At 75.5% G+C, this 417-nt stretch carries 1 pseudogene; it reads left to right on the top strand.

Annotation, left to right across the window (positions count from 1 at the left end):
- A pseudogene (locus DBR36_RS18125) lies at positions 1–417 on the top strand (hypothetical protein); the annotation flags it as partial.

Below are 417 nucleotides of genomic sequence, written 5' to 3'. Positions count from 1 at the left end.
GTCGACGAGGTCGACGACGTGGCCGTCCACGACGCATCGGACGCGGACGGGCCCTCCGAGCCCGCGCACGACGACGGCGTCGAGGTCGCAGGAACCGACGAGCCGGGGTTCGGCGACCGCGTCGTCGCCGACGGGCACGTGGCCCGAGAGCACGACTCCGACGAGCACGACGCCGCCGAGCACGACACTCAGAAGCACGAGGCCATCGAGCACGAGGCCCGCGCGGCGGACCTGCACGATCTCGACGTGGTCGAGGACGTCGAGCTGTTCGAGGCCGACGCCGCCGAGCCGGTGGAGCCGAGCGACGCCGCGGCCGGCGAGGCCGAACCCGCTCAGGGTGCGGCCGGCATCGAGGCGGTCGCCGAGCCCCTGACGCACGCCCCCTGGACGCCCGCGCCCGCAGCGCAGGTCGCCGAC

This window comes from Microbacterium sp. HMWF026, from assembly GCF_003061325.1.
Taxonomy (GTDB): domain Bacteria; phylum Actinomycetota; class Actinomycetes; order Actinomycetales; family Microbacteriaceae; genus Microbacterium; species Microbacterium testaceum_E.
This window is presented reverse-complemented; position numbering and strand designations above follow the sequence as displayed.